This is a genomic window from Streptomyces coeruleorubidus (assembly GCF_028885415.1).
In the GTDB taxonomy this organism is placed as follows: Bacteria; Actinomycetota; Actinomycetes; order Streptomycetales; family Streptomycetaceae; genus Streptomyces; species Streptomyces coeruleorubidus_A.
In genome coordinates this window covers 3,743,480-3,770,439 of record NZ_CP118527.1, presented here as the reverse complement: position 1 = coordinate 3,770,439, position 26,960 = coordinate 3,743,480, and the positions used below count along the sequence as shown (strand labels likewise).

The following is a 26,960-nucleotide window of genomic DNA, read 5'->3' as shown; positions in this document are numbered from 1 at the left end:
TACGGCAGCACAGGTGGGACCAGGTGGGGCAGCGGGAAGGGGCAGCCGGTTTGACCACGCACGCACCGCAGGCGGCGCAGGCCGTCACGCTGCCCACGACGCTGGACGAGGCCGTCGCGGCACTCACCGCCGTGCCCGCCGCCGTGCCCGTCGCGGGCGGCACCGACCTCATGGCCGCCGTCAACTCCGGGCAGCTCAGGCCCGCCGCGCTGGTGGGACTCGGCCGGATCAACGAGATCCGCGGCTGGCAGTACCTGGACGGTCACGCGCTGCTCGGCGCGGGCCTCACACACGCGCGCATGGGCCGCCCCGACTTCGCGGCCCTGATCCCGGCGCTCGCCGCCGCCGCGCGCGCCGCCGGCCCGCCGCACATCCGCAACGCGGGCACCCTGGGCGGCAACATCGCCTCGGCCGCCCCCACCGGGGACGCGCTGCCGGTGCTGGCCGCCCTGGAGGCGACACTGATCATCGCGGGCCCGGGCGGAGCCCGCCGGGAGATCCCGGTGTCGCACCTGCTGGCCGGGATGGACATGCTGCGCGCCGGCGAACTCATCGGCTACGTGCGCGTGCCCCTGCTGCACGCCCCGCAGGTCTTCCTGAAGGCGACCGGCCGTACCGGCCCGGGGCGCGCGGTGGCATCCGTGGCCCTGGTCCTGGACCCCGCACGCCGGGGTGTGCGATGCGCGGTGGGTGCCATAGCGCCGATGCCGCTGCGGCCCCTGGAGGCCGAGCAGTGGGTCGGCCGGCTCATCGACTGGGACAACAACCGCGCGCTCGTGCCGGAGGCCCTGAGCGCCTTCGGGGAGTACGTCGCCGCGGCCTGCATTCCCGACGCGGCCCCGGCCGAGGACGGCTCCGTACCGCAACTTCCGCCCGCCGTACTGCACCTGCGGCGCACCGTCGCCGCGCTGGCCCGACGAGCACTGGGGAGGGCGCTGTCGTGACCGACGACCAGCACGGAGAGGGCACGCCCCGGGGCGGGAGCCGCTGGGACCCGCTGCCCCAGGGCGAGTACGACGACGGCGCCACCGCCTTCGTCCAACTCCCCGAGGGGGGCGTCGACGCCCTGCTGGCCGCCGACAGTCCCCTCGCCGCGCCCGGCCACGGCTACGTACCGCCGCAGATAACGGTCGACCCCACCACGACCGCCGGAACCGACCCGGCCGCCCCCGGTGGGTGGCCGGTGCCCGGCGCGCCCGTCGACGGCTCCCAGTGGCACGACCCGCACGTGGCACACCAGCAGGGCCACGAGCACGGCGGTCACCAGCAGTCGGGGCACGACACGGGGGAGTGGTCGTACGGCTCTCAGGAGCCGTACGGATCCGGCACGCCGTACGGCTCCGGCGCGGGGCAGGGGCGGCACCGCGAGGACGACCGCTTCACGTACAACCCGGGGGCCACCGGGCAGTGGAACTTCGAGGAGACCACGGCGGCGGAGCCCGCGCCCGGCCATGACGTGACCGGGCAGTGGTCCATCCCCGTCGCCGGGGGTGACCTTCCGGACGAGTCGGGCGAGTTCACCACGTCCTCGCTGGTCGAGCAGTGGGGCGGCACCCCACCGCCCACGCTGCCGGGCGGTGCGCCCGCGCCGTGGGCCACGCAGGCGGCGGGCCGGCCGTGGGGACAGCAGGACACGGCGGGGCAGGAGCAGGCCGGGCCGGGCCATCCGCACGGGCACGAGCAGGGCGGCGGGCACGGACACGGGCAGCCGGGGGCCTCCGGGTACGCACCGGATCCGGCCGCGCGGAGCGCCCACGCCCCGGAGCAGCCGCACGCCGGGCCCCTGCCGCAGGAGGCGGACCCGGCGGCCGGCCACGCCCCGGGAGCGACCGACGGCGCCGGGCACGTGCCGCAGCACCCGGAGGGTGCCGGGCAGGCGCCGGAGCCGTCCGGGTTCGGTGGCCATGGGTCTGAGTCGCCTGAATTCGGCGGTCATGGGCCTGAGTCGTCCGGATTCGGCGGTCATGGGCCGGAGATGCCCGGAGCCGGTCACGCACCTCAGCCGCCCGACGGCGCCGACCACGCGCAGGAGCAGCCGGCTTTCGCCGACCACGGGTCGGATCCGCACGGCTTCACGGACCACGGCTCGGAGTCGCCCGCCTTCACGGACCACGGCTCGGAGTCGCCCGCCTTCACGGACCGCGGCTCGGAGACGTCCGTCTTCACGGACCGCGGCTCGGAGACGTCCGTCTTCACGGACCGCGGCTCGGAGACGTCCGTCTTCACGGACCACCACGGCCCGGAGCCGTCTGGCTTCACCGACCACGGCCCGGAGCCGCACGCCTTCACGGACCACAACGGCCCGGAGCCGCACGGCGTACCCGGCCACGGCCCGGAGCAGTCGGCTTTCACCGATCACCGCCCGGAGTCGTCCGTCTTCACGGACCACCACGGCCCGGAGCCCTCCGGCGCACCCGGACACGCGCCGGACCCCTCGGGTCACGTCGGTGAGCCGCCCGAGCACCCCACCGGCGCCGATGACGCTCCAGAGCACCCCGAGCACCCCGAGCACCCTGGGCCCGCCGCGCACACCCCCGAACGGCCCTCCGCCCCCCAGCCGTACCCCGAGGCCCCGGGGGAGGCCCCCGGCGAGCCCGCGCAAGAGGCACACGCGGAAGCCGCCGCGCCCTCGCAGACCGCCCAGGAAGCCTCACAGGGCGCTCCCGGCCCCGGTGAGGTCGCCGAGGACGCCCCAGAGGCCGCGGAGGGCGCCGACGCCTCCGCCGAGCCGCCCGCCGGCCCCCTCCCGGCCGAGGCGGTCCCGGACAACGCCGGACCGGAGGACGCCGGACCGGAGGACGCCGGACCGGGGGACGCCGACGGCGAGACCCCGAACAACCCGGCACCGCAGGACCCGTCCGCCGTCTCGCAAGACTCGGCCGACCCCCAGGGCGAGGCGTCCCAGGACGCGCCCTCCACGGCCCCGCAGGAGGAACACCCCCTCGCCTCCTACGTCCTGCGCGTCAACGGCACCGACCGCCCCGTCAGCGACGCGTGGATCGGCGAGTCCCTGCTGTACGTGCTGCGCGAGCGGCTCGGACTCGCGGGGGCCAAGGACGGCTGCTCGCAGGGCGAGTGCGGAGCGTGCAACGTCCAGGTCGACGGGCGGCTCGTCGCGTCCTGCCTGGTCCCGGCCGTGACCGCCGCCGGAAGCGAGGTCCGTACCGTCGAGGGCCTGGCCGAGGACGGGCAGCCGTCGGACGTGCAGCGGGCGCTCGCGCGCTGCGGCGCCGTGCAGTGCGGCTTCTGCGTGCCCGGCATGGCGATGACCGTGCACGACCTCCTGGAGGGCAACCCGGCGCCCACCGAGCTGGAGACCCGCCAGGCGCTGTGCGGCAACCTGTGCCGCTGCTCCGGCTACCGGGGCGTGGTGGACGCCGTGCAGGAGGTCGTCGCCGAACGCGAGGCACACTCCGCGCCCGCCGACGGCGACACCGGCGAGGCCCGTATCCCGCACCAGGCGGGCCCGGGCGCCGGCGGCGTCAACGCGTCGGCCTTCGGCTCGCCCCCGCAACCGCACACTCCAGACCCTCATGACCAGCCCTACGGCCAGGACGGAGGCCCCGCGTGAGCAACGAAGCAGCCACCGCGCAGGCCGCGGAGGCCGCCCCCGCCCCGGAGCCGCTGCCGCACGGCCTGGGCGCATCCCTCCCGGCCGCCGACGCCCGTGCCAAGACGGAGGGCACCTTCCCGTACGCCGCCGACCTGTGGGCCGAGGGTCTGCTGTGGGCGGCCGTGCTGCGCTCACCGCACCCGCACGCGCGCATCGTCTCCATCGACACCACCCACGCGCGCGAGATGCCCGGCGTACGCGTCGTCGTCACCCACGAGGACGTCCCCGGCAGCCCGTTGCACGGCCGCGGGAAGGCCGACCGCCCGGTTTTCGCCTCCGAGGTCGTACGCCACCACGGCGAGCCCATCGCCGCCGTCGCGGCCGACCACCCGGACACCGCGCGGATGGCCGCCGCCGCCGTCATCGTCGAGTACGAGGTGCTCGACCCGGTGACCGACCCGGAGCAGGCCTTCGAGGCGGAGCCGCTGCACCCCGACGGCAACCTGATCCGGCACATCCCGCTGCGCCACGGCGACCCGGAGGCGGCCGGCGAGATCGTCGTCGAGGGCCTGTACCGCATCGGCCGCCAGGACCCCGCGCCCATCGGCGCCGAGGCGGGCCTGGCCGTACCGCGCCCGGACGGCGGGGTGGAGCTGTACCTCGCCTCCACCGACCCGCACGCCGACCGCGACACGGCCGCCGCCGCCTTCGGCCTGGAACCCGAGCGGGTCAAGGTCGTCGTCACCGGCGTCCCCGGCGCCACGGCCGACCGCGAGGACCAGGGCTTCCAGCTCCCGCTCGGCCTGCTGGCGCTGCGCACCGGCTGCCCGGTGAAACTAGCGGCCACACGCGAGGAGTCCTTCCTCGGGCACGTCCACCGGCACCCCACCCTGCTGCGCTACCGCCACCACGCCGACGGCGAGGGCAGACTCGTGAAGGTGGAGGCGCAGATCCTGCTCGACGCGGGCGCCTACGCCGACACCTCCGCCGACGCCCTGGCCGCCGCCGTCGCGTTCGCCTGCGGCCCGTACGTCGTCCCGAACGCCTTCATCGAGGGCTGGGCGGTACGCACCAACAATCCCCCGTCCGGCCACGTGCGCGGCGAGGGCGCCATGCAGGTCTGTGCCGCCTACGAGGCGCAGATGGACAAGATCGCCAAGAAGCTCGGCATCGACCCGGCCGAGGTGCGGCTGCGCAACGCCATGGCGACGGGTGATGTGCTGCCGACCGGCCAGACGGTGACCTGCCCGGCCCCGGTCGCCGAACTGCTCCAGGCCGTGCGGGACTTCCCGCTGCCGCCGCTGCCCAAGGACACGCCCGAGGAGGAGTGGCTGCTGCCCGGCGGCCCCGAGGGCGCGGGCGAACCGGGCGCGGTGCGCCGGGGCGTGGGCTACGGCGTGGGCATGGTGCACATGCTCGGCGCGGAGGGCGCGGACGAGGTCTCCACGGCGACCGTGAAGGTCCACGACGGTGTGGCGACGGTGCTGTGCGCGGCCGTCGAGACCGGCCAGGGCTTCACGACCCTGGCCCGGCAGATCGTGCAGGAGACGCTCGGCATAGACGAGGTGCACGTGGCGCCGGTCGACACCGACCAGCCCCCGGCGGGCGCGGGCTGCCGGGGCCGGCACACCTGGGTGTCGGGCGGGGCGGTGGAGCGCGCGGCCAAGATGGTCCGTACGCAGCTCCTGCAGCCGCTCGCCCACAAGTTCGGCATGTCCACGGAGCTGCTCCAGATCACCGACGGCAAGATCACCTCGTACGACGGAGTCCTCTCGACGACCGTCACCGAGGCGCTGGACGGCAAGGAACTGTGGGCCACCGCCCAGTGCCGCCCGCACCCGACCGAGCCGCTGAACGAGGCCGGCCAGGGTGACGCGTTCGTCGGCATGGCCTTCTGCGCGATCCGCGCGGTGGTGGACGTCGACATCGAGCTCGGTTCCGTACGGGTCGTGGAACTGGCCGTCGCCCAGGACGTGGGGCGGGTCCTGAACCCCACCCAGCTGGCCGCCCGGATCGAGGCGGGCGTGACCCAGGGCGTGGGCATCGCGCTGACCGAGAACCTGCGCACCCCGCGCGGCCTGATCCGCCACCCGGACCTGACCGGCTACGCCCTCCCGACGGCCCTCGACGCGCCCGACATCCGCATCGTCCGGCTGGTGGAGGAGCGGGACGTGGTCGCCCCCTTCGGGGCGAAGGCGGTCAGCGCGGTGCCGGTGGTGACGTCCCCGGCGGCCATCGCGTCCGCCGTACGGGCCGCCACGGGCCGACCCGTGAACCGGCTGCCGATCCGCCCGCAGGCCGCGGTGGTCACGGAACGGTCCTGATGCCCGTTCTGGACGGAGTCGTCCTGGTCACCGGAGTGATGGCGGCCGGCAAGTCGACGGTCGCCCAGGCGCTGGCGGAGACCCTGCCGCGGGCCGCGCACGTCCGCGGGGACGTGTTCCGGCGCATGATCGTGTCCGGCCGGGAGGAGTACCTCCCCGGCGCCGGGGGCGAGGCCGAGGCCCAACTCCGGCTCCGGTGCCGCCTGTCGCGGCGACGGCGGACGCGTACGCCGAGGCCGGGTTCACGGCGGTCGTGCAGGACGTGGTGCTGGGCGAGGACCTGAGGACGTACGCCGGCCTGGTGCGCACCCGGCCGCTGCACGTGGTCGTCCTCGCGCCGCGGCCCGAGGCGGTGGCCGCGCGGGAGGCGGAGCGGTCGAAGACGGGATACGGCGCCGGCTGGACCGTCGGCATGCTGGACGAGGCGCTGCGCACGCGGACGCCGCGCATCGGACTGTGGCTGGACACCTCGGAGCTGACGGTGGGACAGACCGTGGAGGCGATTCTGGCGGAAAGGGAACGCGCGAGGGTGCTCTGAACGTCTGGTGAGGTGGACGCGTGGTCGCCGGGCGCGTCGCTGTTCCGGGGCGTTGTCAGTGGTGGGGCGTACTGTTCTGGGCAGTGGGGGACGGCTGCCGGGCCTGGCCGGGCGGTCTGCCGTGCTCCGCCAGGGGACGGTGAGCAAGCACATGCGGGGGAGCCCATGAGTACGACCGACGCCGGTTCCGCGGTGATCACCCTGACCGAGTCCGAGCTGGATCCGTGGGTGACGCACGCGTCGACGCGACACTGGCTGACCGGGCCCGGACTGCCGGGTGACAGCGGTGTGCTGAGCTTCGCCGAGCTGGGCCGGGAGGGTCTGCGCAGGGTGGCGGACTCGACGGGCGGCCCGCAGGACCGGCTGTCGGCGGAGCTGCGCGAGCAGCTCGTGATCGGCGGACTGCTCGGCCCCGCAGGCCTGGAGACGGAATCGGTCCTGCTGGACGGCGCGACGGGCGAGATCTCGACGACGTACTTCCTGCACGACCGTCCCGACCTGATGGACCGCCGCCCCCTGGCGCCCTCGCTGCGGACGCTGGTGCGCTTCGCCGAGGCGACGGACGAACTGGCGGGCCTGCGCGGCCAGTTCGCCTCCTACGCGGGCCGCTTCGGCCCGAAGGCGGTGGCGCAGGCGTCCCAGCACCTGCTGGCGGTGTTCCGGGACGGGACGGACGGCGAACCGGCCCCGTTCTGGAAGATGGCGGCCCTGATCCGCCCCCTGTCCCTGGTCGCGGGCCGGGGCGGCGCATCCGGCCTGTCCCTGGACCTCCCGCACCGCCTCCTGGACCAGGAGTTCGGCCCCGGCAAGGTGGCCCGCTTCGAGGACGTCGACTTCCCCGCGACCCTCACGCACGAGCCGACCCGCCGCTTCCTGCGCGAGGTGGGCCTGCCGGAGGACGCCTACGTCTTCTCCCTGGACACGGACGTCCCGCTGGCGACGCTGGCGGAGTACCACGCCGACACGGACGGCCCGGTGGAGCTCCCCTCCGGCGCCCACCGCCTGATACGCCTCGGCCACCTCGTCGAGGACAACAGCCTGGTCGTCGACGGCGCGACGGGCGCGGTCCTGAACTGGAGCGAGCCCGAGGCGACGCTGTACCCGCTCAACACGGACGTGTCGACCCTGGCCTTCACCCTCTGGCTGCTGCACCGCGAGCGCGCGATCGACGCCCAGTCGGACCACGAGCTGACGACCGACACCTACGACCAGTTGGCCATGACGATGCTCCAGGTCCTGTCGGCGGTCGACCCGACGGGCGTCACGGCGGGCAGATCGGGCCGCCACTACTGGACGGACACGTTCCAGGACGAGGCGGGCGGGGTGCTGTAGGAGCGGGTGCCACAGGAGCCGGATCCACGCGCCGGAGTGTGGTCCAGCCAGCCCACCCCCGCTGTTTCAGCAGCTCGATGAGCCGACGGGCGGAGGGCACGGTGTCGAAGACGAGCCTGTCCATCAACTCGGCGAGCACCGGTTCGATGCCGGCCGGTTCGCCGACGTACTCCTCGCCCCGCTCGTCGGCCAGTTTCGTGAGGTAGGCGGCCACCCGGTCGGCCAGCTCGGCGAGCTGCGGGTCGTCGTCGCCGCACTCGAGAGCCGCACTCAAAGCGACATAGAAATCGGCGAACTCCGGATCGGCGATCCGCTCCTGCTTGCGCGCGACCCACTCCGCCACGCGCTCGGGCGAGCGCGCGGCCAGCGGGATCCAGCCGTCGCGCTCGGCCCGGACGATCCGCTCGTCGACGCCGAGCGCCCGCAGTCGGTCGAGGATCCCGACCACCTCCGCGGGCAGGGCCAGACTCTCCCCGGAGGCGAGGCGAGCGATCCGCTCACGATGCCGCTGCCGCTGCCGGATCTCCGCCTCCAGCCGCCTGTCGATGTCCGCGACGGCAGTGGCGAACTTCTCGTCATCGGCCTGGAGCAGCTCCCGCACGCGCGCCAGCGGAACCCCGGCCTCGGCGAGAGTCCGGATCCTGATCAGCTCCACGACGGCGCCGCCGTCGTACCGCCGATAACCGGAGTGGTCCCGCTCGGGCTCCGGCAGCAGTCCCCTGGCGTGGTAGTGCCGCACCGTGCGCACGGTCACTCCGGCATACGCCGCCAGCTCGCCGATGGTCAGCATGGAATCAGTCTGACTTCCGGCTCAGCAGGCCGGCCCGCCGACCGGCCGGTGTCCGCTCCGGATGATCTCGGCGATGGCGGGGGCGTGGGTGAAGACCAGCCGGTGGTCGGCGTCGAGCCAGGAGGTGGAGACGTCCGGCCGCTCGCGCACCAGCCGCTCGATGCCGGCACGCCAGAGCCTGTTGTGCCGAGAGGCACGCCCGCCGCCGCTGTCGCCGGCGATCGCGGCGGACATGATCATGCGGATCGGAAGGTCGATCTTCCGATAGAGGTCGAGGATCCCGGACCGGACGACATCCATCTCAAGATTCAGGTCGAGGATGTCCCGTGCGGTGAGCGACACCTGACGCGCGGCACCCCCGCCCCTCTCGCTCGCCAGATCGTCCGCCATCGCCCGGAACTCCGCCAGGTCGACGTCCGTGATGAACGGCTCGGGCAGCGGGTTCGCCCCGTCGATGAGAACGAGTCCGGCGATACTGTCCGGATATTCGGCCGCATAGTGCACGGCCAGATCCGCGCCCAGCGAGTAGCCCACGAGCAGGGACGGTGAGGGCAGGCCGGTCTTCGCCATCACGGCACGGAGATCACCCAGGAACGCGTCGAAGCAGTACCGCTCGGCGGCCGAGGTGAGGCCATGCCCCCGGAGATCGAAGGTCACCACGTCGTACTCGCACCGCAGCAACTCGATCAGCTCGTGCAGATCGGCCTGCGTGCAGTTCAGCCCCGGGCAGAGGACCAGGGGCCGTCGTCCCCGGCCGCCACGGAACACGGGGATGGTGACACCGTCGTGCCGAACGGTGCAGTGCCGCTCGGTGCTGTCGTCTGATGAAGTCATGCGGCAAGGCTGGGAGGTTGACCCTGCGTCAGGGTCAAGGGCGGGAGGGGGCAGCCGCAGCGGTGATCCGGCCCTCGTCCCACCCGACTGCTCCCGTTGCGCCCTGATTGCGCCCTGGCCCACTCCTGAACGCACCCACATGCTCGGTTCCATGGGGGATACAGGCGAGTCGAGCATCATCCCGTTACCCGACCCCGACGGACACCGGCAGCGGCCATCGGACGCGCCGCAGCCGTGGGAGAAGACCGACCGGGCCCAGGCCGCGATGGAAGGCGCCACCGGGCCCGAGCCGCCCGCTCCACCCGTCTGCCCGAACTGCGGGCTTGTCGGTGATCGGCGTGTCACCTACTACGGCTGGCACGTCCTCCTCGAACCGGACATGCCGGTGCCCGCGCACCTGGTGCCCGCCTGGCACCGCTGGTACGTGGACTCGGGCGGGACCGCGTGGAACAGCCGCGAGGAAGAGCCCGCGCCCGGTGCCGTGTGCCGCGTACCGCACCGGATCGCCTGTCCCGGGCTGCGGCTCGAGGAAGTCGGCCTGTGGCGGTGGCTGGACGCCGTACGGGCGGAGAACGCGCGCCGGGCGCGGCGAAAGGCAGAGCAGGCGGCCGGTCCGGAAGCGCTTCCCGATGCCGGCTAGGGGCGGCAACGCCCTGCGGCTCAGGACAGCACGCGGTAGGTCAGGTGTGTGACCTGGGTCGCCGGGCGGGACTTCACCTGTTCCAGTTTGAGCGGTGGGACGTCCTCGAACAGGCGCGTGCCGGCGCCGAGTGTGAACGGCACGATGTGCAGCCGCAGCTCGTCGATCAGGCCGGCGGTGAGGTACTGGTTGATGGTGGTCGCGCCGCCGAGGACCAGGACGTCGTCGTCGCCGACCGCGGCCCGGGCCCGGGCCAGTGCCGACGCGATTCCGTCGGTGACGAAGTGGTACGTGGTGCCGCCGTCCATCGGCTGCGGCTCGCGCGGGTGGTGGGTGAGCACGAACACCGGCGCGTGGAACGGCGGATTGTCGCCCCACCAGCCGTTCCACTGGCGGTCCCACTCGCCGCGCACGGGGCCGAACATGTTGCGGCCCATGATGAATGCTCCGGCGGCGGCCAACTGGTCGATCTCGGCCCGGTTCTCGTCGGGGGTGTCGAACATCCAGGCGTGCAGCTTGTCGCCCGTGCCGTCGCCGCCGTCGTCGCCGAACGGGCGTTCCTCGGTCTGGTCGAGCCCGGCCGAGTAGCCGTCGGCCGAGATCGTGATGTCGCAGATCACCCTGCCCGTTCGTTCGGTCATCGTTCTCTCCTCCTCGTAGCGATCTCCGTCGCCTTCGGGGTGAGCTTCCTGCCAAGCGTCAGCAGGAACAAGGAGGCGTACGACCAAGGTCCCAGGCGGGGACCGTCTCGCGACAGGGGTCAAAGTGTTCCGTGGCCCTTACCCTGGCGGTCATGACCGTCCCGAAGCCACGTGACGCAGATGTCGTGGATGCCGATGACCTGCCCTCCGAGCCCGCAGTGGACGAGACCGTGCTGGGGCGGGCGTACCGGGCGCTGAGCTTCGGGATCGTCTCCGTTGTGCTGCTCATCGCGTTCGAGGCGACGGCGGTCGGTACGGCGATGCCCGTCGCCGCGCGGGAGTTGGACGGGGTGTCGCTGTACGCGTTCGCGTTCTCCGGGTACTTCACGACCAGCCTGTTCGCGATGGTGCTCTCCGGGCAGTGGTCGGACCGGCGCGGGCCCCTCGGGCCGTTGACGACGGGCATCGCCTCCTTCGGGGCCGGGCTGTTGCTGTCGGGGACCGCCGGGGCGATGTGGGTGTTCATCCTGGGGCGGGCCGTACAGGGGTTCGGCGGCGGGCTGGTGATCGTCGCGCTCTATGTCGTCGTCGGGCGGGCGTATCCGGAGCGGCTGCGGCCGGCCATCATGGCCGCGTTCGCCGCGAGCTGGATCCTGCCGTCGATCGTCGGCCCGCTCGCCGCCGGCACGGTGACCGAGCAGCTCGGGTGGCGGTGGGTGTTCATCGGGATACCCGTGCTCGTCGTCTTTCCGCTCGCGCTCGCACTGCCGCAGATACGGCGCCGCGCGTCCGGACCGGTGCCGGCGGCCGCGCCGGACTCGCAGTCCGCCTCTGCCGGCCGACCTCCCTCCCCCAACCGCCGCCGCATCCGCCTGGCCCTGGCCATCTCCCTCGGCGCCGGCCTTCTCCAGTACGCCGCCCAGGACTTACGCCCGCTCTCGCTCCTGCCGGGCGCGGTCGGACTGGCCCTGCTGGTGCCCGCCGTGCTCGGGCTGCTCCCGCGCGGCACCTACCGGGCCTCCCGCGGGCTGCCCTCCGTCGTGCTGCTGCGCGGCGTCGCCGCGGGGTCCTTCATCGCCGCGGAATCCTTCGTGCCGCTGATGCTGGTGACGCAGCGCGGGCTCAGTCCGACGCTGGCCGGGTTCTCGCTCGCCGCGGGCGGCGGGACGTGGGCGCTGGGCTCGTGGGTGCAGTCGCGGCCGCGGTTCGAGCCGAACCGGGAGCGGCTGACGACCCTCGGCATGCTGCTGGTGGCGGCGGCCATCGCCACCGCACCGAGTGTGCTGATCGACTCCGTGCCCGTCTGGACCCTGGCCGTCGTCTGGGCCTTCGGCTGCTTCGGCATGGGCCTCGTCATCTCCTCCACGAGCGTGCTCCTGCTCAAGCTCTCCGCCCCCGAGGAAGCCGGCACCAACTCCGCCGCCCTCCAGATCTCCGACGGCCTCTCCAACGTCGTCCTGCTCTCCGCCGGAGGCGCCGCCTTCGCCGCCCTCGGCGGTGGCACGGTCACCCACACCAGCACCGACACCACCGGCTCCCACCCGGCCGCGTTCACCGCGGTGTTCCTGCCGATGGCGGCGGTGGCGCTGGTGGGGGCGTGGGTGACCACGCGGGTGCGGGAGCGGTGAGAGCCGTTGGGCAGGTGGGCGGTTGGGCAGGTGGGCTGTCCGGCACGGGGCGGGCCGTAAAGCGGTCGTACCGGCCGGCGCGGGAGTCGTCGGCGGCGCGGGGCACGGCGGAGTCGCTCGCCGAGGCGCATGCCGATCTGTTGCGCAGGCTCGGCGAATGACCGGGCACCTCACCGTCGCGGAGGTCGGGACGATCGCCCGGATCGCCTTCGGCGGGCATGACCCGGAGGTCGGGAGGCCAGGCTGTCCGTCTCCGCCGTGCACCGCCCGCGCGCCCGCGTGTTCGGCACGGCGGGCGGCCTCCGAGGACCCGCACGAGCAGGCGGCCGCGCTGCCGCATGCCCTCGCGACGCACCACCCCCTCGTCGACGGGAACGAGCGCACGGCCGGGCCGGCCGCCGCGACCCTCTTCGGGGTCAACGGCGTCGACCTCACGGGCTGCGACCGGGACACCGCGTACGGCCTGGTCATCGATGTCGCCTCCGCGGACGAGAGCGACATCTGCCTCATCTCCGAGCGCCTGCTGCGGCTGTGACGTGGATCCCACCCTGGCGTGACCCGGCCTGGTCCGCGCATGGACAGGGGCGGGCCGCCGGTAGGGTGGCCCGGTTGTCATACGTAGCCGAGCCGTCAGGCTCCCTCGAACGAGCCGCCCGACCCCCAACGGAGACCGTGACTACCACCGCCGGCACCAGCTCTGCCTCGCACCACCTGTCCCCGGCGTTCCCCGGCCGGGCCCCCTGGGGTACCGCCAGCAAGCTGCGCGCCTGGCAGCAGGGCGCGATGGAGAAGTACATCCAGGAGCAGCCGCGGGACTTCCTGGCGGTCGCCACCCCCGGCGCCGGCAAGACGACCTTCGCGCTGACGCTGGCGTCCTGGCTGCTGCACCACCACGTCGTGCAGCAGGTCACCGTCGTGGCCCCGACCGAGCATCTGAAGAAGCAGTGGGCCGAGGCCGCGGCCCGGATAGGCATCAAGCTCGACCCGGAGTACAGCGCCGGGCCGCTCGGCCGGGAGTACCACGGCGTCGCCGTGACGTACGCGGGTGTCGGTGTGCGGCCGATGCTCCACCGGAACCGTGTGGAGCAGCGCAAGACCCTCGTCATCCTCGACGAGATCCACCACGCCGGTGACAGCAAGTCCTGGGGCGAGGCCTGCCTGGAGGCCTTCGAGCCCGCCACCCGCCGGCTCGCACTCACCGGTACGCCCTTCCGGTCCGACACCAACCCCATCCCCTTCGTGACGTACGAGGAGGGGAACGACGGCATCCGTCGGTCCGCCGCCGACTACACCTACGGGTACGGCAACGCCCTCGCCGACAACGTCGTCCGGCCCGTCATCTTCCTCTCCTACAGCGGCAACATGCGCTGGCGCACCAAGGCCGGTGACGAGGTCGCCGCGCGGCTCGGCGAGCCCATGACCAAGGACGCCATCAGCCAGGCCTGGCGGACCGCCCTCGATCCGCGCGGTGAGTGGATGCCCGCCGTGCTGCGCGCCGCCGACCAGCGGCTGACCGAGGTGCGCAAGGCCATCCCGGACGCCGGCGCGCTCGTCATCGCCTCCGACCAGGACTCGGCGCGTGCGTACGCCAAGCTGATCCGCGAGATCACGGGCAGCAAGGCGACCCTCGTACTGTCCGACGACGCCGGCGCCTCCGAGCGGATCGACGAGTTCAGCGCGAACACCGACCGGTGGATGGTCGCCGTGCGGATGGTGTCCGAGGGCGTCGACGTGCCGCGGCTCGCGGTGGGTGTGTACGCGACGACCATCTCGACGCCGCTGTTCTTCGCGCAGGCCGTCGGCCGTTTCGTACGGTCCCGGCGGCGCGGCGAGACGGCCTCCGTGTTCCTGCCGACCGTGCCCGACCTGCTCTCCTTCGCCAACGAGATGGAGCGCGAGCGCGACCACGTCCTCGACAAGCCCAAGAAGGAGGGCGAGGAGGACCCGTACGCCGAATCCGAGAAGGAGATGGAGGAGGCGAACAAGGAGCAGGACGAGGACACCGGCGAGCAGGACATGCTGCCCTTCGAGGCGCTGGAGTCCGACGCGGTCTTCGACCGGGTCATGTACAACGGCGCCGAGTTCGGCATGCAGGCCCACCCGGGGAGCGAGGAGGAGCAGGACTACCTCGGCATTCCCGGGCTGCTGGAGCCCGACCAGGTCCAGCTGCTGCTGCAGAAGCGGCAGGCCCGGCAGATCGCGCACAGCCGCAAGAAGCCGGACGAGGAGGCCGACCTGCTCGAACTGCCCGCCGAGCGGCGGCCGGTCGTCTCGCACAAGGAGATGATGGAGCTGCGGCGGCAGCTCAACACGATGGTCGGCGCGTACGTCCACCAGAGCGGCAAGCCGCACGGCGTGATCCACACGGAGCTGCGGCGCGTGTGCGGGGGGCCTCCGGCGGCGGAGGCGACGGCGGGGCAGCTGCGGCAGCGGATCGCCAAGGTCCAGGAGTGGGCTACGCGGATGAAGTGAGCCCCGGGCTGTACGTATGCGGGCAAAGGGAGCCAGTCGATGTGACCCGTGCCCGGATTCTGGACGGAGCCTTCCGCTCAGCGAACCCCCTTCGCTACTGTCCGGCTACGCATACGCCCCGTGGCAGCGCCGCCGCGGAGCGCAGCCGTGAAGCGACGCGGCCCGGACAGGCCGGGCCGCCGGCCGATCGGCGGCCTCTCAAGCGCGTTGCCGACGGGACTCGGCGACGCATCCGACCGCCAGAGGGCCGCCGACCTCACCACTAAGGAGTGGGCGTCGTGACCGCGGAGACCTCCCAGACGCTCGACAGGGGACTGCGTGTCCTCAAGCTGCTCGCCGACACGGACCACGGGCTGACCGTGACCGAGCTCTCCCTCAAGCTGGGCGTCAACCGGACCGTGGTGTACCGGTTGCTCGCCACGCTGGAACAGCACGCGCTCATACGCCGTGACCTGGGCGGACGTGCCCGGGTCGGGCTCGGGGTGCTGCGTCTGGGGCGGCAGGTCCACCCGCTGGTACGGGAGGCCGCGATGCCCGCGCTGCGGTCGCTGGCCGAGGACATCGGCGCGACGGCGCACCTGACCCTGGTCGACGGGGCGGACGCGCTCGCCGTGGCCGTGGTGGAGCCGACCTGGACGGACTACCACGTCGCCTACCGGGCCGGGTTCCGCCACCCCCTGGACCGGGGCGCCGCGGGCAAGGCGATACTCGCGGCCCGGCAGCACCCGATGACGGACCCGGGCTACACCCTGACCCACGGGGAGCTGGAGGCCGGCGCGTGCGGTGCGGCCGCGCCGCTGCTGGGCGTCACGGGCGTCGAGGGCAGCGTGGGCGTGGTGATGCTGTCGGACGTGGTGCCGGAACGGGTGGGGGCGAGGGTCGTCGAGGCGGCACGAGAGGTCGCGGACGCGCTGCGCTGACGTGCGCGGAGCCCTCCAGCCGGACCTCGGGCGACCTGGGCCCGGCCGGATTCCACGCCCGAGTTAGATTGATCCCGTGTTCTCTCGCCTCACGCGCCCCCGGGCCATCGCTGTCTGTGCCCTGCCCGTCGTGGCTCTGCTCGCCACGGCGGTGTTCGCGCCGCTGCCGTTCTCGGTGGCGCAGCCCGGGCAGACGACGAACGTGCTCGGGGAGGACAAGGGCGACCCGGTGATCACCATCTCGGGCGCACCGGTCCGGGACACCCGTGGCCAGCTGCGGATGACCACCATCGTGGCGACCTCACCGGACACCCGGGTCTCGCTCCCGGACATCGTCGACAGCTGGTTCAGTACGGACCGGGCGGTCATGCCGCGTGATGCGATCTACCCGAGCGGCGACACCGTCCAGGAGATCGAGCGGCACAACGAGAAGCAGATGAAGGAGTCCCAGGACGCGGCGACGCAGGCCGCGCTGAACCATCTCGGCCTCGACGACAAGGACGTCAAGGTCGGCCTGAAGCTCGCGGACGTGGGCGGGCCCAGCGCCGGGCTGCTGTTCTCCCTGGGGATCATCGACAAGCTCGACGGCGACGGCACGGGTGGTGATCTCACCGGGGGTCGTGTCATCGCCGGCACCGGCACGATCGCCGCCGACGGCACGGTCGGGGCGGTGGGCGGCGTCGCCCTCAAGACCCAGGCCGCCAAGCGTGACGGGGCGAGCGTGTTCCTCGTCCCGAAGGCGGAGTGCGCGGACGCGCGGGCCGAACTGCCGAAGGGCCTGCGGCTGATCCCGGTGACCACGCTGAAGAGCACGGTGAGTTTACTGGTGGCCCTGGAGACGGGGAAGGGGTCCGTGCCCAGCTGTTAGTGGGCGGCGGCCGGCCGGGGGCGGGTGGCGAGCTTCAACCCGACTTCTACGAGGGTCCAGCCGACGCGCGTACGGAGGTCTTGGCGGCCTTCGGTGATGGGGTGTGCGTCGGCCTCGGCGCGGAGTTCTGCGGCGCGTGCGTGGTGCAGGGCGAGGTGGATGTCCGGGTGCATGGGGGATGGCCTCTCACAGCTTCGTCTGGCTGGGGAAGACGTGCGTGTGGACGCGCACCGTTTCCGCGTCCGGGGTGCCCTCGGGCAGAGGGCGGTAGCTCTGGACGAGGTCGTGCATCTTGCCGATCAGCTCACGGGCGAGTTCGGGAGTGAGGCGCAGGGTGAAGTCGCTCAGATCGGTGGCGCCGTCCCACTCCTCGGCCCAGTCGTTCGCGGTGCCGAGCCAGGTCGCGACCTCTCGGGTGTGCACGTTCGCGATCTCGTAGCGGAACAGGGCGACGGCTCCGCGCACGGCCGGATCCGGGTCCTTGATCAGGGTCTCGTCGAGTTGGACGCCCTGGTCCACAGCCTTCCACCAGCGCTCCCGTCCCTTGCCGCGCTCCGGGTCGTCCGCGACGAAGCCGTGCGTGGCGAGCTGCCGCAGGTGGTAACTGGTCGCGCCACTCGACTCACCCAGTTTCTCCGCCAGTTGGGAGGCGGTCGCGGGCCCACCGCGCCGCAGCGCGAGCAGGAGCTGCATGCGCAGGGGATGAGCCAATCCTCGGAGGGAGCGGGCATCGAGCAGTCGGGCTGCCGGTTCTTCGGGCATACATGCAAAGGTAGCCTTGCAAAGGCTCCTTTGCAACGGCTTCTTTGTAAGTCACCCCTCCCTGACCAACCCCTCCTCCACCATCCACTCCAGCGCCACCTGATGCGGATCCTCCCCCTCCACATCCACCTTCGCGTTCAGCGTCCGCGCCACCGTGTTGTTCAGCCTCTCCGTCACCGGATCCAGGACGTCCGCGATCGCCGGCCACCGCTCCAGGGTCTTCGCGTTGATCATCGGCGCGGCGTTGTAGTTGGGGAAGAACCTCCTGTCGTCCGCCATGACCGCCAGGTTCATGGAGTCGATGCGCCCGTCGGTGGTGAACACCTCCCCGTACGGGCAACTCCCCTTCGACGTCTGGGTGTAGATGATCCCCGTGTCCATCTGCGTGACGTTCCGCGCCGGCAGCTTCATCCCGTACGCCCGCTGCATGCCCGGCAACCCGTCCGCCCGGTTCGCGAACTCGACCTCCACGCACAGCTTCACCGCCCCCGGGTCGGACTCCGCCAGCCTCGCCACGTCCGACAGGGTCTTCGTGCCGTACTTCTTCGCGTTCTGCTGGTTCATCGCCAGCGCGTACGTGTTGTTCAGGGACGACGGCCGCAGCCAGGCCAGCCCGTTCGCCGCGTCGGCATGCCGCACCGCCTCCCACTGCTCGCGCGGATCGGTGATCGGCTCGCTGTACCCCAGGTACGTGATCCAGGCCGTGCCCGTGTACTCGTACCCGGCGTCGGCGTCGCCCTTGCGGACGGCCTCGCGGCTGCCGATGGAACCCTGGATGCCCGTGCGGTCGAGCACCTCCGCGCCGGCCGCCTCCAGGGCGATGCCCATGATCGCGCCGAGGATCAGCCCCTCGGTGAACGACTTCGACGTCACCGTCAGGCGCGCGCCCTTGAGCGGCTCGCCCCGCCCGACCGACCCGGGCCGCACGTCGTCCGCCATGGGGGAGCCGCTGGTCAGGCCGCAGCCCGCGAGAAGCACTCCCGCTGCCGCCAGGCACATCCGCCGCCTCATGGCCGGAGCCCCCGCGGCCGCAGGAGCACTTCTGCCAGCGAGGCCAGCCAGTCCACCAGCAGCGCCAGGACCACCGTGAGGACCGAGCCCAGCACCAACACCGGCATCCGCTGGTTGGTGATCCCGGTCGTGATCAGCACGCCCAGTCCGCCGCCCCCGCCGAAGACCGCGAGGGTGGCCGTGCCGACGTTCAGGACGAGGGTAGTGCGGACTCCCGCGAGGATCAGCGGGACCGCGAGGGGTAGTTCCACCCGGGTCAGGACTCCCGCAGGCGACATGCCGATGCCCCGCGCCGCCTCCAGCAGTGTCGGGTCGTTCGCCTTCAGGCCGGTGATCGTGTTCGACAGCACGGGCAGGACGGCGTAGACGATGATGCCGATCAGGGCGGCCCTGCGGCCGATGCCCAGCCAGATGACGAGGAGCGCCAGCAGGCCGATCGCGGGGGTCGCCTGGCCCGTGTTGGCGAACGCCATCACCACCGGGGTGGCCCTGCTGAAGGCCCGGCGGGTCAGCAGGATCCCCAGGGGGATGGCGGTGATCAGCACGAAGAACGTGGAGATCGCGGTCAGCTGGATGTGCTGCCACAGGGCCTTCGAGACCTGGCCGCCCGACAGGGCGTTGCGGGACAGCGCGTCCAGGTCCGCCTGCTGGAACCAGAGCCAGGTGGCGAACAGTACGGCCACCAGGGCGGCGGGCAGGACGGTCAGCTTCTGCCAGCCGACGCGCCGGGGTGGCGGGCCGGGTGACGTCCGGGGCGTCTCGGCCTGCTCTTCGTCCACCGGTTCGGGGGCGGTGCGCACCGGCCCCGGAGCGGTCACCGCGTCCCTCCGACGCCGCCCACGCGCGTGACGCCCGCGCCGCCCTCCTGCTCCGCGTGCGTCTGCGCCGCCCGCAGTTCCTCCAGCTCGTGCTGGTGCTCCAGCGCGTCGAGCCGGTCGGCCTCCAGCATCTGGTGCACGGAGTTGATGAGCGTCTCCATGTCGACGACGCCGGTGTACTCGCCACGCCGCCCCGTGACCGCAACCCGTCCGGCGTTGTCGGTGAGCACCGCCTCCACCGCGTCCCGCAGGGTCGCGTCCCGGGTGACCGTGTCGTGCACCAGCGTCCCCGCGCGGGCCAGCGAGCCCCGGGCCCGCATCAGGTCGCCGCGTCTGAGCCACTTGTAGGGGCGGCCGCGCCGGTCGAGCAGCAGGACCTCGTTGGTGCCGCTGGCCCGCAGCCGGTTGAAGATCTGCTGCAACGGGTCGTCGATGGTGACCGTCGGATAGTCGGTGATCTCCACGTCCCGTACGCGGGTCAGGTTCAGCCGCTTCAGCGCTGCACCGGCGCCGACGAAGCCGGACACGAAGTCGTCCGCGGGGTTGGTGAGGATGGCCTCCGGGGTGTCGAACTGCGCGATCTGGGACCGTTCGCGCAGCACGGCGATCCGGTCGCCGATCTTGATCGCCTCGTCGAAGTCGTGCGTGACGAAGACGATCGTCTTGCGCAACTCGTGCTGGAGCCGGATCAGCTCGTCCTGGAGATGGGCGCGGGTGATCGGGTCCACCGCCCCGAACGGCTCGTCCATCAGCAGCACCGGGGGGTCGGCGGCCAGGGCCCGGGCCACGCCCACGCGCTGCTGCTGGCCGCCGGAGAGCTGGCGCGGGTAGCGGCCGTGGAACTCGCCGGGGTCGAGGCCGACGAGGTCGAGCAGTTCCTCGGTCCGCGCCCTGATCCGGGCCTTCGGCCAGCCGATCATCCTCGGTACGAGCGCGATGTTCTGCGCGACCGTCATGTGCGGGAAGAGCCCGGCGGACTGGATCGCGTAGCCGACCTTGCGGCGCAGCCTGACCGGGTCGATGTCGGTGACGTCCTCACCGCCCATGCGGATACGGCCGCCGGTCGGCTCGATCAGCCTGTTGATCATCTTGAGCGTGGTCGACTTGCCGCAGCCCGACGGGCCGACGAAGACGACGACCTCACCCGCCTTGATCTCCATGCTCACGTTGTCCACGGCCGGCTGCGCACCGCCGGGGTACCGCTTGGTCAGGTTCTCCAGCTCGATGGAGGCCCCGTGGCCGCCGGTCTCAGGCACGGATCCCCCTGGGAATGGTCAGCCGCCCGATCAGGACGTACGCGGCGTCGAACAGCAGCGCCAGCACGATGATGCCGAGCGTGCCCGCGAGAACCTGGTTGAGCGCGTTGGCGCTGCCCAGCGAGGCGAGGCCGCGGAAGATGACGTTGCCGAGGCCGGGGCCGGAGGCGTACGCCGCGATGGCCGCGATGCCCATCAGCATCTGGGTCGCGACCCGGATCCCGGTCAGGATCGGCGGCCAGGCCAGCGGCAGCTCGATCCGCAGCAGCCGGGCCGGCCGGGACATCCCGATACCCGTGGCCGCGTCCACCAGCGACGGATCGACCCCGCGCAGCCCGACGATCGCGTTGCGCACGACCGGCAGCAGCCCGTACAGCGTCAGCGCGATCACCGTCGGCGCCACGCCCAGCCCCACGACCGGGATGAGCAGACCGATCAGGGCGAGCGCCGGGACGGTCAGGATGGTGGCGGTGGCCGTGGTCGCGAGGTTCCCGGCCCACTCGCTGCGGTAGGTGGCGACGCCGATCAGGACCCCGAGCACGGTCGCGACGACCATGCACTGGAAGACGGCGCTCGCGTGCTGGTAGGCGTCCGTGAGCAGCTGCTGGTGCCGGCCGGCCAGGTACTCCCAGAAGTTCACACGCGCTCACCCCTAGACTTCAGGTCTCCTCCGCGGCCTGCTCCACCAGCGGGATGATCCGCAGCGGAACGGGGTTCTCCATGACGATCGCCGTGGAGGCCCGGACGATGCCATCAAAACCGACGACCCGGTCGATCACACGCTGGAGATCGGCGTTCGAGCGGGCCACCAGCCGGCACAGCATGTCCCCGCTGCCGGTGGTGGTGTGCAGCTCCAGCACCTCGGGCACGGTCGCCAAATGGGCCCGTACGTCGGCGCCTTGGCCCTGCCGGATCTGGAGCGTGGCGAAGGCGGTGACCGGATAGCCGAGCGCGGCCGGATCCACCTCCGGACCAAAACCGCGGATGACTCCGTTCGACTGAAGCCGGTCGAGCCGCGCCTGCACGGTGCCCCGGGCGACGCCGAGCCGGCGCGACATCTCCAGCACCCCGATCCGCGGCTCCCGCGCGAGCAGCAGGATGATCCGGCCGTCCAGATGATCGATCGCCACAGCAGCCTCCCGAGATGGTCATCCTGTACAGAAAGGCCGATGCTTCGGCCGTATTGCTGAACAGATTGCCCAGCCGAAACGCAAACTATTGCGCATCTTGCCGAGCGGGGAGACCCTGCGGCTATGACGCAGACCACACACCACACTCCCGACACCGCCCGGCAGGCCGACCCCTTCCCGGTCAAGGGAATGGACGCGGTCGTCTTCGCCGTGGGCAACGCCAAGCAGGCGGCGCACTACTACTCCACCGCCTTCGGCATGAAGCTGGTCGCCTACTCCGGACCGGAGAACGGCAGCCGCGAGACCGCTGCCTACGTCCTGGAGAACGGCTCCGCCCGCTTCGTCCTCACCTCCGTCATCAAGCCCTCCTCGGACTGGGGCCACTTCCTCGCCCGGCACGTGGCCGAGCACGGCGACGGCGTCGTCGACCTCGCCATCGAGGTGCCGGACGCCCGCGCGGCGTTCGCCTACGCCGTCGAGCACGGCGCCCGCCCGGTCACCGAGCCGTACGAGCTGAAGGACGAGCACGGCACGGTCGTCCTGGCCGCCGTCGCCACCTACGGCGAGACCCGCCACACCTTCGTCGAGCGCTCCGGCTACGACGGCCCCTACCTGCCCGGCTACGTCGCGGCGCAGCCGATCGTCGAACCGCCCGCCCAGCGCACCTTCCAGGCCATCGACCACTGCGTCGGCAACGTCGAACTCGGCCGGATGAACGAGTGGGTCGGCTTCTACAACAAGGTCATGGGCTTCACGAACATGAAGGAGTTCGTGGGCGACGACATCGCCACCGAGTACAGCGCGCTGATGTCGAAGGTCGTCGCCGACGGCACGCTCAAGGTCAAGTTCCCGATCAACGAGCCGGCCATCGCCAAGAAGAAGTCCCAGATCGACGAGTACCTGGAGTTCTACGGTGGCGCGGGCGTCCAGCACATCGCGCTCAACACCAACGACATCGTCCAGACGGTCCGCACCATGCGCGCGGCCGGCGTCGAGTTCCTCAACACGCCCGACTCCTACTACGACACGCTGGGGGAGTGGGTCGGCGAGACCCGCGTCCCGATCGACACCCTGCGCGAGCTGAAGATCCTCGCCGACCGCGACGAGGACGGCTACCTGCTCCAGATCTTCACCAAGCCGGTCCAGGACCGCCCGACCGTCTTCTTCGAGATCATCGAGCGCCACGGCTCCATGGGCTTCGGCAAGGGCAACTTCAAGGCCCTGTTCGAGGCGATCGAACGAGAGCAGGAGCGGCGCGGCAACCTGTGATCCCGGCTGCCCCGGACTGGTCGTGCGGGTGTCACGGGGCACCCGCACGACCCGGCCCCGAGATCGCCCTGCCGGACGACCTGCCTTCAAGAAGGCGGCAGCTCGGTGTTGAGTCTGTCGGCAGGCACTCGCTCGATGCGGGTCCAGCCCCTCCAGCCCCGCTCCTCAAGGATCGCCAGGAGCCGCTCGGCGCCCGGTGAGGACTGGACCATGGTCGAGTCCAGCAGGTCGACGAGCTGGTCGTCGAAGCCGTCGGCACCCACCTCGCCGGCCTCCACAGCGCGAATCATCAGGCGCTCCACGAGGTCGGCGACCTCGACGACCCGCGGATCGTCGGCCGACCAGTCGAGTGGCCCCCTGAGGAAGCTGTAGAGCTTCACCAAGTCGGGGTCGTCAAGCTGTTCGTGCTTCTTGGCGATCACATCGTCGATGAGATGCGGCACCTGGGCGGCGATCAGGATCCAGGCGTCCCGCTCCATCTCGATGTACCGCTCCTCGACGCCGAGACCCCGCAGCCGGTCGAGGTAGTCCACGACGCCCTGTGGGAGCGCCAGGTGCTCTCCCGCGGCGAGCCTGGCGAGCCGTTTGCGGGTGCCCTGCAGCCGCCGGATCTCGGCGCGCAGCTCCTTGTCGATCTCCTGGACGCCGTCGGCGAACTCCCCCGGGCCGGCGTCGAGGAGTTCCTGCACCCGGGCCAGCGGCACGCCGGCGTCTGCCAGGGCGTGGATCCGGATCAGTCGCACGACCGCGGCGGCGTCGTAGGTCCGGTACCCGGACCGGTCTCGCTCGGGCTCCGGCAGCAGCCCGATCTGGTGGTAGTGGCGTACCGCCCGCACCGTCACCCCGGCGTACGCCGCAAGCTGGCTGATGGTGAGCATGGGTCTCAGACTGCCTCAGGCGATCTTCCGGCGATAGGCGGCCATCGCGAAGACGTACGCCACGACGAGGATGCCGACGCACCAGGCGAGGGCGGTCCAGATGTCGTCGCCGACCGGCCGCTGGGCGAACAGGTCGCGGATCGTGTTGACGATGGACGTCACCGGCTGGTTCTCGGCGAAGGCGCGCACCGGGCCGGGCATGGTCTCCGTGGGCACGAACGCCGAGCTGATGAACGGCAGGAAGATGAGTGGGTAGGCGAACGCGCCCGCGCCCTCGACCGACGCCGCGGAGAGACCGGGGATCACGGCGATCCAGGTCAGGGCCAGGGTGAACAGGAGCAGGATGCCGGCGACCGCGAGCCATTCCAGCACTCCCGCCCCCGAGCGGAAGCCCATGAGCAGAGCGACGCCCACGACGATCACGAGCGAGATCAGGTTGGCGACCAGAGAAGTGAAGACATGTGCCCACAGCACGCCCGACCGTGCGATCGGCATGGACTGGAACCGCTCGAAGATCCCGCTCCTCATGTCGGTGAAGAGCCGGTACGCGGTGTAGGAGATGCCCGACGCGATCGTGATGAGCAGGATGCCGGGCAGCATGTAGTTCACGTACGAAACCGACCCGGTGTCGATCGCGCCGCCGAACACGTAGACGAACATCAGCATCATGGCGACCGGCGTGATGACGGTCGTGATGACGGTGTCCATGCTGCGTGTGACATGGCGCAGGGTCCGTCCCGTGAGCACGGCGGTGTCGCCGAAGAAGTACCTGGTCATCCTCGTTCCCTACTTGTCCGTGCCGGTGGCATCGCTCTTGTCGTCGCCGCCGACGATCGCGAGGAAGATCTCCTCCAGAGTCGGCTGCTTCTCGACGTACTCGACCGTGGCGGGCGGGAAGAGCTGCTTGAGCTCGGCGAGGGTGCCGTCCGCGATGATCCGACCCTTGTGGAGGATCGCGATCCGGTCGGCGAGCTGTTCGGCCTCGTCCAGGTACTGCGTGGTGAGCAGCACCGTCGTGCCGCACCCGGCGAGCTCCTTCACGGCCTGCCACACCTCGATGCGTCCCTCGGGGTCGAGACCGGTCGTCGGCTCGTCCAGGAAGATCACCGGCGGATTCCCGATGAGGCTCATCGCGATGTCCAGCCGGCGGCGCATCCCACCCGAATACGTGGACACCTTCCGCGCGCCCGCGTCGGTCAGCGAGAAACGCCTCAGCAGGTCATCCGCGATCGCGCCCGGGCCCTCCAGGTGGCGCAGCCTGGCGACGAGTACGAGGTTCTCCCGACCGCTGAGGATCTCGTCGACGGCCGTGAACTGCCCGGTGAGGCTGAAGGACTCCCGCACGTCCGCCGAGTGCGTGGCGACATCGAAGCCATTGACGCCGGCCGTCCCCGCGTCGGCCTTCAGAAGCGTGGCGAGGATCCTCACGGTCGTGGTCTTGCCCGAACCGTTGGAGCCGAGCAGGGCGAAGATGCTGCCCCGCGCCACGTCGAAGTCCACGCCGCGCAGCACCTCGAGCTTCCCGTACGACTTCTCCAGGCCCCGCACGCGAATCGCCGGACCGGCGATCGATTGGGCCACCATGGTCATCCCCCCTTTGCGGAGCTGTTCCAGCCGACTGCGAGGAACTCCTGCCAGCAGGATGGGGGGTTGACCCAGCGTCAAGGTCAAGCCGTGCCCCGACCACGGCATTCAGGTCGCCGGCGCTGATGCGGGTCGTCCCGTGAATCGTTCCCATCGGTGGCTCAGCCGCCCGGCAGCGGGAAACTCAGCCCGGCTCCCCGCCCATCTCCGGCACCCGCTCATCGGGCGGCTCCCCCAACGCCTCCAACGCCGCCCGCGCCGCAGGCACACGCAGGGGCGAGAAGTACGGATTGATCCGCAGCGCCTCCGCGAGGTGCCGTCGCGCGGCCCCGTACCGCTCCAGTTCCCGCTCGATCATGCCGCGGTGATACGCGTACGCCGCACTGCGCACCCCGCCCCCGTGCTCCCCCTCCGTCGCCCGCACCGCGAACCGCAGGGCCTCCTCGTGCCGCCCGGCCCGGTGCAGTGCCCAGCCCAGCGCGTCGGCGACCTCGGTGCCGGGCTGGCGGCGCCACTCCGCTCGCAGCCGGCGCACCGCCTCCCGCGGATCGCCGTGGTCCGCCTCGAACTGCCCCAGCACCAGCTCCTCGTCGGCCCCGCCCGCGGCGGCGGCCCGCACCCGCTCGCGCAGCAGGTCGTACTGCACCCGGGCCGCCTCCTGCATCCCCAGCGACTCGTACAACTCGCCCAGCTCCAGGGCGTACCGGGGGCAGGGCTGCTTGGTGAGCGCCACCCGGTAGGCGCTCAGCGCCGCCGTCGTCCGGCCCAGGGCCGCAAGCGTCCTGGCCTGCCCGGCCTGCGCGGCCCGCTGGTCCGGGTCGAGGCGCACCGCTTCCCGGAAGTGCCGCAGCGCGTCCTGGAGGTCCCCGCGTTCCCAGGCCAGCTGCCCGGCCCGCTCCAGGTAGGCCGCCCGCTCGGCCGGTGCCCGCGCGGCCGCCGCCGCGTCCGCCAGCGAGGCCGCCGCGTCCTCCCTCCAACCCTGGTCCCGGTAGACGGCGGCGGCCCGCGCCAGTACGGCGGGGCCGGAGCGCAGCTCCGTCAGCCGGTCCAGCGTCCGTTTGGCCGCCGCGTGCTCACCGAGCCCGGTGTAGGCGTCGATGAGCAGCGGATACGTCGCCCACCGCCGGGGCTCCAGCTTCAGCGCCGCCTCGCCCCAGCGGCGCGCGGCGGCGAAGTCCCGGCGCGCGTCGGCCAGCGCGGCCAGTCCGGCCAGGGCCCGCGTGTTCCGCTCCGGCCGCACCTTCAGCGACGTACGCAACGCCTTCTCGGCACGCGGGTAGTACGCCGGGTCCGCCAGCCGCCGCCCTTGCTCCACATAGGCCGCCCCGAGCACCGCCCAGGACCGCGCGTCCCGCGGATGGGTCCGCAGCCGCTTCTCCCGCTCGTCGATCAGCTCCGCCAGGTCGGGCAGCGCGGCCGGCACCCCGGCGGTGACCGCCGCCATGGCCGGCGCTCCCGGCGACGGCTGAGCGGGCTCGGCGGACCGCTCCCACGGCAGCAGCACCAGCACCCCGCCGAGCACGGCACCCCCCGCGACGCAGGCCAGCGCCACCCGCCGGGTCCGCAAGCGGCCCTTCGGGCTGCTCTGCTGCCGCCGGGGACCCTCCTGCTGGTTCTCCATGGCGCTCACTGTGCGTCAGTACGACGACCACACCCGGGCAGGCGAAGGGTGGCGCCGACGGGGTTCACACCGATGGCCCCGGGTGCGAACC

General features: G+C 72.2%; 25 protein-coding genes and 1 pseudogene. 12 read left to right on the top strand and 14 right to left on the bottom strand.

What is annotated here, in order from left to right; translation table 11 throughout:
• Positions 1-50: 50 nt before the first annotated feature.
• The 5 genes and pseudogenes from PV963_RS17470 to PV963_RS17450 all read left to right on the top strand — a co-directional run bounded on the left by PV963_RS17470 (position 51) and on the right by PV963_RS17450 (position 7,747).
• Positions 51-944 carry an FAD binding domain-containing protein gene (locus PV963_RS17470; protein ID WP_274816666.1) on the top strand — a complete coding sequence of 298 codons (894 nt, stop codon included), beginning with the start codon at positions 51-53 and terminating at the stop codon, positions 942-944.
• On the top strand, positions 941-3,571 hold the full coding sequence (locus tag PV963_RS17465; protein ID WP_274816665.1) for a 2Fe-2S iron-sulfur cluster-binding protein: 2,631 nt from the start codon (positions 941-943) through the stop codon (positions 3,569-3,571). The genes PV963_RS17470 and PV963_RS17465 overlap by 4 nt, the downstream gene beginning before the upstream one ends.
• Positions 3,568-5,877: a xanthine dehydrogenase family protein molybdopterin-binding subunit gene (locus PV963_RS17460; protein ID WP_274816664.1), complete on the top strand. Its 2,310-nt coding sequence runs from the start codon at positions 3,568-3,570 to the stop codon at positions 5,875-5,877. The genes PV963_RS17465 and PV963_RS17460 overlap by 4 nt, the downstream gene beginning before the upstream one ends.
• Positions 5,877-6,415: pseudogene (locus tag PV963_RS17455) on the top strand (AAA family ATPase). Before PV963_RS17460 ends, PV963_RS17455 begins: the two are co-directional and overlap by 1 nt.
• Before the next feature lie 165 nt (positions 6,416-6,580).
• Positions 6,581-7,747, top strand: coding sequence for an SUKH-4 family immunity protein (locus PV963_RS17450; RefSeq protein WP_274816663.1), 1,167 nt, complete (start codon positions 6,581-6,583; stop codon positions 7,745-7,747).
• On the opposite strand, the gene PV963_RS17445 is transcribed toward PV963_RS17450, so the two are convergent.
• Both PV963_RS17445 and PV963_RS17440 read right to left on the bottom strand, forming a co-directional pair.
• On the bottom strand, positions 7,677-8,537 hold the full coding sequence (locus tag PV963_RS17445; RefSeq protein WP_274816662.1) for a MerR family transcriptional regulator: 861 nt from the start codon (positions 8,535-8,537) through the stop codon (positions 7,677-7,679). The genes PV963_RS17450 and PV963_RS17445 overlap by 71 nt on opposite strands.
• A gap of 21 nt (positions 8,538-8,558) precedes the next feature.
• Positions 8,559-9,371, bottom strand: coding sequence for an alpha/beta fold hydrolase (locus PV963_RS17440; protein ID WP_274816661.1), 813 nt, complete (start codon positions 9,369-9,371; stop codon positions 8,559-8,561).
• A 151-nt stretch (positions 9,372-9,522) separates the two neighbouring features.
• Between PV963_RS17440 and PV963_RS17435 the strand changes: the two genes are divergently transcribed.
• On the top strand, positions 9,523-10,011 hold the full coding sequence (locus tag PV963_RS17435; protein ID WP_274816660.1) for a DUF6083 domain-containing protein: 489 nt from the start codon (positions 9,523-9,525) through the stop codon (positions 10,009-10,011).
• A gap of 20 nt (positions 10,012-10,031) precedes the next feature.
• On the opposite strand, the gene PV963_RS17430 is transcribed toward PV963_RS17435, so the two are convergent.
• The gene (locus PV963_RS17430) at positions 10,032-10,652 is read right to left on the bottom strand and encodes a dihydrofolate reductase family protein (RefSeq protein ID WP_274816659.1); all 621 of its coding nucleotides are present in this window, start codon (positions 10,650-10,652) and stop codon (positions 10,032-10,034) included.
• 152 nt (positions 10,653-10,804) lie between these two features.
• On the opposite strand from PV963_RS17430, the gene PV963_RS17425 reads away from it, so the two are divergent.
• The 5 genes from PV963_RS17425 (at position 10,805) to PV963_RS17405 (ending at position 16,540) form a co-directional block, all read left to right on the top strand.
• Positions 10,805-12,280 (top strand): MFS transporter, encoded by a 1,476-nt coding sequence (locus tag PV963_RS17425; protein WP_274816658.1) that lies wholly within the window; start codon positions 10,805-10,807, stop codon positions 12,278-12,280.
• Between the two features lie 157 nt (positions 12,281-12,437).
• Positions 12,438-12,815 (top strand): Fic family protein, encoded by a 378-nt coding sequence (locus PV963_RS17420; RefSeq protein ID WP_274816657.1) that lies wholly within the window; start codon positions 12,438-12,440, stop codon positions 12,813-12,815.
• 137 nt (positions 12,816-12,952) lie between these two features.
• Complete coding sequence (locus PV963_RS17415) at positions 12,953-14,752, top strand: DEAD/DEAH box helicase (RefSeq protein ID WP_274816656.1); 1,800 nt, start codon at positions 12,953-12,955, stop codon at positions 14,750-14,752.
• A 278-nt stretch (positions 14,753-15,030) separates the two neighbouring features.
• Complete coding sequence (locus tag PV963_RS17410) at positions 15,031-15,672, top strand: IclR family transcriptional regulator (RefSeq protein WP_274816655.1); 642 nt, start codon at positions 15,031-15,033, stop codon at positions 15,670-15,672.
• A gap of 76 nt (positions 15,673-15,748) precedes the next feature.
• Positions 15,749-16,540: a S16 family serine protease gene (locus PV963_RS17405; RefSeq protein WP_274816654.1), complete on the top strand. Its 792-nt coding sequence runs from the start codon at positions 15,749-15,751 to the stop codon at positions 16,538-16,540.
• Here the strand turns inward: PV963_RS17405 and PV963_RS17400 are convergent.
• The 7 genes from PV963_RS17400 to PV963_RS17370 are packed head-to-tail and all read right to left on the bottom strand — an operon-like array spanning position 16,537 to position 21,517.
• Positions 16,537-16,713, bottom strand: a complete 177-nt coding sequence (locus PV963_RS17400; protein WP_274816653.1) for a hypothetical protein — start codon at positions 16,711-16,713, stop codon at positions 16,537-16,539. The genes PV963_RS17405 and PV963_RS17400 overlap by 4 nt on opposite strands.
• 13 nt (positions 16,714-16,726) lie before the next feature.
• On the bottom strand, positions 16,727-17,302 hold the full coding sequence (locus PV963_RS17395; protein WP_274816652.1) for an ArsR/SmtB family transcription factor: 576 nt from the start codon (positions 17,300-17,302) through the stop codon (positions 16,727-16,729).
• 51 nt (positions 17,303-17,353) lie between these two features.
• Positions 17,354-18,313, bottom strand: a complete 960-nt coding sequence (locus PV963_RS17390) for a glycine betaine ABC transporter substrate-binding protein (RefSeq protein WP_274816651.1) — start codon at positions 18,311-18,313, stop codon at positions 17,354-17,356.
• Complete coding sequence (locus tag PV963_RS17385; RefSeq protein WP_425540910.1) at positions 18,310-19,131, bottom strand: ABC transporter permease; 822 nt, start codon at positions 19,129-19,131, stop codon at positions 18,310-18,312. The genes PV963_RS17390 and PV963_RS17385 overlap by 4 nt, the downstream gene beginning before the upstream one ends.
• Entirely contained in the window at positions 19,128-20,387 is a 1,260-nt protein-coding gene (locus tag PV963_RS17380) for a betaine/proline/choline family ABC transporter ATP-binding protein (RefSeq protein WP_274816650.1), read from the bottom strand. The genes PV963_RS17385 and PV963_RS17380 overlap by 4 nt, the downstream gene beginning before the upstream one ends.
• Positions 20,380-21,027 carry an ABC transporter permease gene (locus tag PV963_RS17375; RefSeq protein WP_274816649.1) on the bottom strand — a complete coding sequence of 216 codons (648 nt, stop codon included), beginning with the start codon at positions 21,025-21,027 and terminating at the stop codon, positions 20,380-20,382. Before PV963_RS17375 ends, PV963_RS17380 begins: the two co-directional genes overlap by 8 nt.
• Before the next feature lie 19 nt (positions 21,028-21,046).
• Positions 21,047-21,517, bottom strand: coding sequence for an Lrp/AsnC family transcriptional regulator (locus PV963_RS17370; RefSeq protein ID WP_020277695.1), 471 nt, complete (start codon positions 21,515-21,517; stop codon positions 21,047-21,049).
• A gap of 123 nt (positions 21,518-21,640) precedes the next feature.
• On the opposite strand from PV963_RS17370, the gene hppD reads away from it, so the two are divergent.
• A complete protein-coding gene (gene hppD / locus PV963_RS17365) occupies positions 21,641-22,786 on the top strand; it encodes a 4-hydroxyphenylpyruvate dioxygenase (RefSeq protein WP_274816648.1) in 1,146 nt (381 codons plus the stop codon).
• Positions 22,787-22,872: 86 nt separating this feature from the next.
• Here hppD and PV963_RS17360 read toward each other — a convergent pair whose 3' ends face one another.
• The 4 genes from PV963_RS17360 to PV963_RS17345 form a co-directional block, all read right to left on the bottom strand.
• Positions 22,873-23,664, bottom strand: a complete 792-nt coding sequence (locus PV963_RS17360; RefSeq protein WP_274816647.1) for a MerR family transcriptional regulator — start codon at positions 23,662-23,664, stop codon at positions 22,873-22,875.
• A gap of 15 nt (positions 23,665-23,679) precedes the next feature.
• The gene (locus PV963_RS17355) at positions 23,680-24,441 is read right to left on the bottom strand and encodes an ABC transporter permease (RefSeq protein ID WP_274816646.1); all 762 of its coding nucleotides are present in this window, start codon (positions 24,439-24,441) and stop codon (positions 23,680-23,682) included.
• Between the two features lie 9 nt (positions 24,442-24,450).
• Positions 24,451-25,248 carry an ABC transporter ATP-binding protein gene (locus PV963_RS17350; RefSeq protein WP_274816645.1) on the bottom strand — a complete coding sequence of 266 codons (798 nt, stop codon included), beginning with the start codon at positions 25,246-25,248 and terminating at the stop codon, positions 24,451-24,453.
• A 184-nt stretch (positions 25,249-25,432) separates the two neighbouring features.
• Positions 25,433-26,869 (bottom strand): tetratricopeptide repeat protein, encoded by a 1,437-nt coding sequence (locus PV963_RS17345; RefSeq protein WP_274816644.1) that lies wholly within the window; start codon positions 26,867-26,869, stop codon positions 25,433-25,435.
• Between the last annotated feature and the right edge of the window lie 91 nt (positions 26,870-26,960).

What these genes read in the sequence shown, in the direction of transcription:
- PV963_RS17450 (WP_274816663.1), top strand. Translation starts at nt 6,581, where the DNA reads ATGAGTACGACCGACGCCGGTTCCGCGGTGATCACCCTGACCGAGTCC.
- PV963_RS17445 (WP_274816662.1), bottom strand. Translation starts at nt 8,537, where the DNA reads ATGCTGACCATCGGCGAGCTGGCGGCGTATGCCGGAGTGACCGTGCGC.
- PV963_RS17440 (WP_274816661.1), bottom strand. Translation starts at nt 9,371, where the DNA reads ATGACTTCATCAGACGACAGCACCGAGCGGCACTGCACCGTTCGGCAC.
- PV963_RS17435 (WP_274816660.1), top strand. Translation starts at nt 9,523, where the DNA reads ATGGGGGATACAGGCGAGTCGAGCATCATCCCGTTACCCGACCCCGAC.
- PV963_RS17430 (WP_274816659.1), bottom strand. Translation starts at nt 10,652, where the DNA reads ATGACCGAACGAACGGGCAGGGTGATCTGCGACATCACGATCTCGGCC.
- PV963_RS17425 (WP_274816658.1), top strand. Translation starts at nt 10,805, where the DNA reads ATGACCGTCCCGAAGCCACGTGACGCAGATGTCGTGGATGCCGATGAC.
- PV963_RS17420 (WP_274816657.1), top strand. Translation starts at nt 12,438, where the DNA reads ATGACCGGGCACCTCACCGTCGCGGAGGTCGGGACGATCGCCCGGATC.
- PV963_RS17400 (WP_274816653.1), bottom strand. Translation starts at nt 16,713, where the DNA reads ATGCACCCGGACATCCACCTCGCCCTGCACCACGCACGCGCCGCAGAA.
- PV963_RS17395 (WP_274816652.1), bottom strand. Translation starts at nt 17,302, where the DNA reads ATGCCCGAAGAACCGGCAGCCCGACTGCTCGATGCCCGCTCCCTCCGA.
- PV963_RS17390 (WP_274816651.1), bottom strand. Translation starts at nt 18,313, where the DNA reads ATGAGGCGGCGGATGTGCCTGGCGGCAGCGGGAGTGCTTCTCGCGGGC.
- hppD (WP_274816648.1), top strand. Translation starts at nt 21,641, where the DNA reads ATGACGCAGACCACACACCACACTCCCGACACCGCCCGGCAGGCCGAC.
- PV963_RS17360 (WP_274816647.1), bottom strand. Translation starts at nt 23,664, where the DNA reads ATGCTCACCATCAGCCAGCTTGCGGCGTACGCCGGGGTGACGGTGCGG.
- PV963_RS17355 (WP_274816646.1), bottom strand. Translation starts at nt 24,441, where the DNA reads ATGACCAGGTACTTCTTCGGCGACACCGCCGTGCTCACGGGACGGACC.
- PV963_RS17350 (WP_274816645.1), bottom strand. Translation starts at nt 25,248, where the DNA reads ATGGTGGCCCAATCGATCGCCGGTCCGGCGATTCGCGTGCGGGGCCTG.
- PV963_RS17345 (WP_274816644.1), bottom strand. Translation starts at nt 26,869, where the DNA reads ATGGAGAACCAGCAGGAGGGTCCCCGGCGGCAGCAGAGCAGCCCGAAG.